Here is a 1,418-nt window from a genome sequence, read left to right as displayed (position 1 = left end):
ATCGTGGCCGAGGGCGACCGGGTCGAGGTCAACCAGGTCATCGCCGACGGCCCCTGCACCGACAACGGTGAGATGGCGCTGGGCAAGAACCTCCTGGTGGCGTTCATGCCGTGGGAGGGTCACAACTACGAAGACGCGATCATCCTGTCCCAGCGGCTGGTCCAGGACGACGTCCTTTCCTCGATCCACATCGAGGAGCACGAGGTCGACGCCCGTGACACCAAGCTGGGCCCGGAGGAGATCACCCGCGACATCCCCAACGTCTCCGAGGAAGTCCTCGCCGACCTCGACGAGCGCGGCATCATCCGCATCGGCGCCGAGGTCGTGCCCGGTGACATCCTGGTCGGCAAGGTCACCCCGAAGGGTGAGACCGAGCTGACGCCGGAGGAGCGGCTGCTGCGCGCGATCTTCGGTGAGAAGGCCCGTGAGGTCCGCGACACCTCGCTGAAGGTGCCGCACGGCGAGCAGGGCAAGGTCATCGGCGTGCGCGTGTTCTCCCGTGAGGAGGGCGACGAGCTGCCGCCGGGGGTCAACGAGCTGGTCCGCGTCTACGTGGCGCAGAAGCGTAAGATCACCGACGGTGACAAGCTGGCCGGCCGGCACGGCAACAAGGGCGTCATCTCCAAGATCCTGCCGGTCGAGGACATGCCGTTCCTGGAGGACGGCACCCCGGTCGACATCATCCTCAACCCCCTCGGTGTGCCCGGTCGGATGAACGTCGGCCAGGTGCTGGAAACCCATCTGGGGTGGATCGCCGCCCGGGGCTGGGACATCTCCGGCGTCGAGGAGGCCTGGGCCGAACGGCTCCGGGAGAAGGGCTTCGGGCAGGTCGAGCCGCGTACCAACGTGGCGACGCCGGTCTTCGACGGCGCCCACGAGGAGGAGATCGTCGGCCTGCTCGCCAGCACGATGCCCAACCGCGACGGGGATCGGCTGGTGCAGCGCAGCGGGAAGGCCCGCCTGTTCGACGGCCGTAGTGGTGAGCCGTTCCCGTACCCGATCGCGGTCGGCTACATCTACATCCTCAAGCTGCATCACCTGGTCGACGACAAGATTCACGCTCGGTCGACCGGCCCGTACTCCATGATCACCCAGCAGCCGCTCGGCGGTAAGGCCCAGTTCGGTGGCCAGCGCTTCGGTGAGATGGAGGTGTGGGCGCTGGAGGCGTACGGCGCCGCCTACGCCCTGCAGGAGCTGCTGACCATCAAGTCCGACGACGTTCTCGGCCGGGTGAAGGTCTACGAGGCCATCGTCAAGGGCGAGAACATTCCCGAGCCGGGCATCCCCGAGTCCTTCAAGGTGCTCATCAAGGAGATGCAGTCGCTGTGCCTCAACGTCGAGGTGCTCTCCAGCGACGGCATGTCCATCGAGATGCGCGACACCGACGAGGACGTCTTCCGCGCGGCGGAGGAGCTCGG

Annotated in this window: 1 protein-coding gene; it reads left to right on the top strand. The window is 67.1% G+C overall.

The genetic code is table 11. From position 1 onward, the window contains the following. On the top strand, positions 1-1,418 hold a 1,418-nt coding region (locus tag E1286_RS47255; RefSeq protein ID WP_484213934.1), incomplete at both ends, for a DNA-directed RNA polymerase subunit beta.

Source organism: Nonomuraea terrae (assembly GCF_004348995.1).
GTDB lineage: Bacteria > Actinomycetota > Actinomycetes > Streptosporangiales > Streptosporangiaceae > Nonomuraea > Nonomuraea terrae.
The sequence above is the reverse complement of the archived record's forward strand: the minus strand, read 5'-3'. Positions and strand labels throughout refer to the sequence as shown.